Origin of the sequence: Methanoregula sp., assembly GCF_002835825.1 — an archaeon.
In the GTDB taxonomy this organism is placed as follows: Archaea; Halobacteriota; Methanomicrobia; order Methanomicrobiales; family Methanospirillaceae; genus Methanoregula.
Window position 1 is genome coordinate 1 of record NZ_PIZH01000186.1, and the last position, 4,465, is coordinate 4,465.

Below are 4,465 nucleotides of genomic sequence, written 5' to 3' on the forward strand. Positions count from 1 at the left end.
CGTTAAAGAAGCAGTGGTACCATCGCTTCCGCTGGTTCATCACCAGTGACGGGGCCGTTGTCCTCGGCGGGCGCGACGCATCCCAGAATGAGGAACTGGTCAAGAAATACATGGCAGGGGGAGATACCTTTGTCCATGCCGATGTCCATGGGGCCAGTGTTGTCCTTGTCAAAGGAAAGACAGAGAGGATGGACGAGGTGGCGCAGTTTGCGGCTTCGTATTCCGGTGCCTGGCGGAGCGGGCACTTCAGCGCAGATGTGTACAGCGCCCTTCCCTCGCAGGTGAGCAAGACACCTGAGGCAGGCGAGTTCGTTTCGCGGGGCTCCTTCATCGTGCGGGGAGAGCGGACCTATTACCGGAATGTCCCGCTCTCCACCGCTATCGGTCTGATGCTTGAACCCCATGCCGCAGTCATCGGGGGACCCCCATCTGCTGTCAGGGACAAAGTGAAGGCATTCGTCGAACTCCGGCCCGGCCAGTTCGAGCCCAATGATGTGGCAAAGAAAGTACTGCGCATCCTGAAGGAGAAGCTCCCCGAAGAGGATGTGAAGGCGCTCAAGGGCATCCTGAACACCGAAAAGGTGGCGGCATTCACCCCGCCCGGCGGATCGGACATCGTGGGGCACCATGAAAGCTGAGTATGGGGAGATGCGTAATAGCTACGGCGAGATCCGGCTGTTTCCCGAGAGCATCGATGATCTCTGGCACCTCCAGCACATTATCGCTCCGGGCGACCTGGTCTTTGCTACAACGTTCCGGAGCGTGGATGCAGCAAGCGATAAAATCCGGCCGGAGAAAGTCGAGAAACGCCCGGTCAGGCTTGGCATACGCGTTGACCGGATCGAGTTTTCCGCTCATGGCATACGGCTCAGGCTTACCGGCATTATCGAGCACGGCGTGGACACCGGTGCGTTCCATACCATCAATGTCGAAACAGGTTACGAGATATCGGTGATCAAGCAGTGGAGACCCATCGATCGCGAACGAATAGAACGCGCTGTGAAAGCTTCAGTGTATGGTGTCATCCACGTCCTGACTATAGAAGAGGGGGAGGCCGAACTGTTCCGGCTCCGCCAATACGGCCCCGAGAGCGTTATCACCCTCACCTCAGGGAGCGGCAAAGGCGCCGAGACAGAATCACGGCGGGATTTCTTCGATCAGGTCCTTTCCAAGCTGGCGGAGATTACCGGACCCCTTATCGTGGCAGGGCCAGGGTTCATCAAGGACGATTTTATCCGGTACGCGAAGAGCAGGACCAATCCTGCTGCCGATCGTGCTGTTGTTGTTGAGACCCGGCGGATCGGGCGCGGGGCAGTCCAGGACGTGATCGGGAACGGGACACTGGAGAAGATGATCGATGACCTCCAGCTCTCCCGGGAGGTGAAACTGATGGACGAGCTCCTGATGCGGATCTCGCAGGATGGCGCGGTTGCCTATGGCCGGGCCGAAGTGGCGGATGCCATCGGATATGGCGCTGCCGAGCAGGTGCTAATAGCAGATACCCTCCTCCGCGATCCGGATATTACGGCACTTATTGAAAAAGCAGAGGCAATGCGGGCATCGGTTGTTGTGCTCTCATCCGCATTCGAGCCCGGAGAGCGGCTTATTGCGCTCGGGGGAATCGCAGCGCTGTTGCGGTATAAGATGGTTTGAGAATTCTCGAAAAATGGTAGTGGCATCATCCCACAATATTGAATGCTTTGTCTTTGAATCCCAAGACGTTATTGTTGGAATCAAGGATGGTTACTTTATAGTAACCTGTCGGTGCATTTGACGGGATGGGCATTGTTACGCGTGCATCATACCCAACTATTCCATATGCTGTACTGGTTATCGTTGTACTTCCCTGAGATAATGTAGCTTTATTGCCCGCACCCAAGTTGGATCCGGAAATATCAATATTCAGGGTTGTAGCAATTCCCCCGATAAACTGCTGGTCGGGAGTCAGCATCGATATCGTAACAGATGTTGCCGATGTCGTTGTCGTAGTACTCGTCGATGTCGCAGTTGCTGTTGCACTTGTATTCTTATAAACGGTAAACAGGTTTGCAGAAGTATATGCCTGTTTGTCCGGGTTGGTGATAACCACGTTCCACTGGCCGGGTTCTGTTGAGAGAGGGAGGGCAAACTTACAGGTTATCTTGGTTGCGGAAGAGACACTGACATCCGTTGCATCAATGGATGTCTCTCCGGTCTTTGTCAGTGCAACAGTGGCACCGGATACGAAATTCGATCCTTTAAGATCGGTAATTTTTACAGTTGTACCTGCAGTCCCGATGAAAGGATCGATATCATTAATCTTGGGAGCGGTCGTGCTTGCCGTTGTCTCGGTAGCGGTGGGTGCCGTTGTCGCCTTTGTGGTTGTGGGAGGAACTGTTGTTGTTATTGTGGGAGCGCCAATCCGGACTGAAGAGACTGTCACTGTTCCGACTTTTTCTGTGTAATCCCGGTCGATTGTGGCACGGCTTATCATCGATGTCTTTGAGTCCAGCCGGTATCCCCAGCTCCCGTCACTGAACGGAAAGATTGTCGCCCGTTCGTACATGTCCGTACCTGCATCGTACCCGATGATGAGAAGCCCGGTTGAGAGCGTTGACGCGGGTTTCCTGACGATATCGCCTTCGGCATATACTGCACCTGTGGTGGTCCCGGCACTGGTGACCGTTTCTGTGGCTGTGACATCCCCGGGCTTAGCGCCTTCATCCGAACAGCCGGCACAAAAGACACCGGCAACAAGGAGGGTAATAACTACGACAATAACCCATGCTGACGTTCTCATAGAGAACTGTAGGTCACCGGCCTATAAAAACAGATACAGGACAATCATTGCAGGATTGGAATGCAAATGACGATGATGCACGGAAAGCGCACAGGAAAAAAGATTATTCTTCTGTCTTTGCTTCTTTCTTCTCGGGTTTCTTGTAGCTCTCGACAAGGACGATCTCTGAGATACCCTTGATGAACTCGAATCCCTCGTGGATGATCCGGCCGCGCCAGAGGAGCCACCGGCGGTCGTAGTTGATGCCCGGCGGGAGGGTGACGACTGCCTTGCTGCCGTCCATCTCGATCTCCATCTCCCTGCCGGCATAGAGCCTGATAAGGCCCTTGAGCTGGTCGAGCGGTTCCTTGACAAACTCTTCGATCTTGTAGGAATAGGTCAGGGTCTGCCCTGCAAGAGGTGCGTTGAAGTCCACGATGACCCGGTTGCCGATGACGTCAACAACCGTTCCCTCGCCCTGCTCTTCGAGCCTCACCGGCATGCCGCGGACAGGCTTCTCGGAGAACTTGTTCTTCGGGAACGACTGGATCTTCTTCATGTCGCGTTCGCCGAATGCCTTCTCGGGCGGCACGGTCACCGTTCCCTCTGCACCGGCCTTCTTGCCAACGAGTTCCTCGTCAAGGCCGATGATAACATGTTTCTGCCCGACACAGACCGTGACCGGCCCGTAGATGGCATTCTCGCTGTGAATCCCCGCGGTCTTTGCTTCGTCCTCGCGGGTCGTGTCAAAGACCCTGTCGCCTACACTGCCGGTGTAGCTGAGCCGGATAAAATCTCCTTCTTTTATTGCCATGGTTCACCTGAATGTGTCAAGATGGATAAACTGATCAGCCGGATAAGATCCCAAAGGAACCTTATCAGGTGGTAGCGGGTAAGCGTACCTGACTATATTAAGTCGTAATCAAGACAGATAAACTATGGCACTATCATGCTCGAAGTTGAACTGAAAGTCAGAGTCCCCGGCCTGGATCCCGTACGCGAACGTCTCCTTGCACTCAGTGCGGAGTTCTGCGGGAAGGCGCACGAGCATGATATCTATTACAACGCCCCTCACCGGGACTTCGGCAAAACCGATGAGGCAGTACGGGTACGGTATACAAACGACCACGCTGTTGTCACGTACAAGGGCCCCAAGATCCGCAAGTTCGGTCTCAAAGCCCGCGAGGAACTGAACTTCAGCGTCGAGTCCGGAGAGACCTTCGAGAAAATGCTCGACCGGCTCGGCTTCACAAAGACCCTTGAAGTGAACAAGTGGCGCGAGAACTACCGGCTGGGTCGTGCCTCGATCGCCCTTGACCAGGTTGAGGAACTCGGGACATTTGCCGAGATCGAGATCATAACAGAGGACGACAGGGAAAACCCGACTCCTGTGATCGAAAAGATTGCAAAAGATATTGGAGCGGATGGTACACCTATTCTTGAGTCGTACCTGGAACTGGTACTGATACAAAGGAACGGGGACAGATAAATCAACGGTTTTTCGGGTATTTAATGAGGGGATTCTTCCTCCAACCAAACGATTGCCTGCCTGTTGTCGCAATCGAAAGGGGACAAGCAGCAAATCTCATCAGCGATGAGACGCAGGAATGCATCATCCATCCTATGATACGATAGTGAGATTTGAGAAACCGCTCTGTAGAAACCTTTTTTTTAATCCGCTCTTCCGCCCTCACCCGATTTGTACAC

General features: G+C 54.0%; 5 protein-coding genes. 3 read left to right on the forward strand and 2 right to left on the reverse strand.

The features are described from left to right. Together CW742_RS07755 and CW742_RS07760 are read left to right on the forward strand one after the other, a co-directional pair. Positions 1-638 (forward strand): NFACT RNA binding domain-containing protein (locus CW742_RS07755; protein WP_292418752.1); only part of this gene is annotated, 638 nt, incomplete at its 5' end. Then, a complete protein-coding gene (locus CW742_RS07760; RefSeq protein WP_292418755.1) occupies positions 628-1,653 on the forward strand; it encodes an mRNA surveillance protein pelota in 1,026 nt (341 codons plus the stop codon). The genes CW742_RS07755 and CW742_RS07760, both read left to right, overlap by 11 nt. Positions 1,654-1,678: 25 nt before the next feature. Here CW742_RS07760 and CW742_RS07765 read toward each other — a convergent pair whose 3' ends face one another. Beyond that, the gene (locus CW742_RS07765) at positions 1,679-2,779 is read right to left on the reverse strand and encodes a hypothetical protein (RefSeq protein WP_292418758.1); all 1,101 of its coding nucleotides are present in this window, start codon (positions 2,777-2,779) and stop codon (positions 1,679-1,681) included. A gap of 103 nt (positions 2,780-2,882) precedes the next feature. After that, entirely contained in the window at positions 2,883-3,572 is a 690-nt protein-coding gene (locus CW742_RS07770) for a peptidylprolyl isomerase (protein WP_292418761.1), read from the reverse strand. A gap of 135 nt (positions 3,573-3,707) precedes the next feature. On the opposite strand from CW742_RS07770, the gene cyaB reads away from it, so the two are divergent. After that, the gene (gene cyaB / locus CW742_RS07775) at positions 3,708-4,247 is read left to right on the forward strand and encodes a class IV adenylate cyclase (RefSeq protein ID WP_292418764.1); all 540 of its coding nucleotides are present in this window, start codon (positions 3,708-3,710) and stop codon (positions 4,245-4,247) included. The last annotated feature ends 218 nt before the right edge of the window (positions 4,248-4,465 follow it).

What these genes read in the sequence shown, in the direction of transcription:
- CW742_RS07760 (WP_292418755.1), top strand. Translation starts at nt 628, where the DNA reads ATGAAAGCTGAGTATGGGGAGATGCGTAATAGCTACGGCGAGATCCGG.
- CW742_RS07765 (WP_292418758.1), bottom strand. Translation starts at nt 2,779, where the DNA reads ATGAGAACGTCAGCATGGGTTATTGTCGTAGTTATTACCCTCCTTGTT.
- CW742_RS07770 (WP_292418761.1), bottom strand. Translation starts at nt 3,572, where the DNA reads ATGGCAATAAAAGAAGGAGATTTTATCCGGCTCAGCTACACCGGCAGT.
- cyaB (WP_292418764.1), top strand. Translation starts at nt 3,708, where the DNA reads ATGCTCGAAGTTGAACTGAAAGTCAGAGTCCCCGGCCTGGATCCCGTA.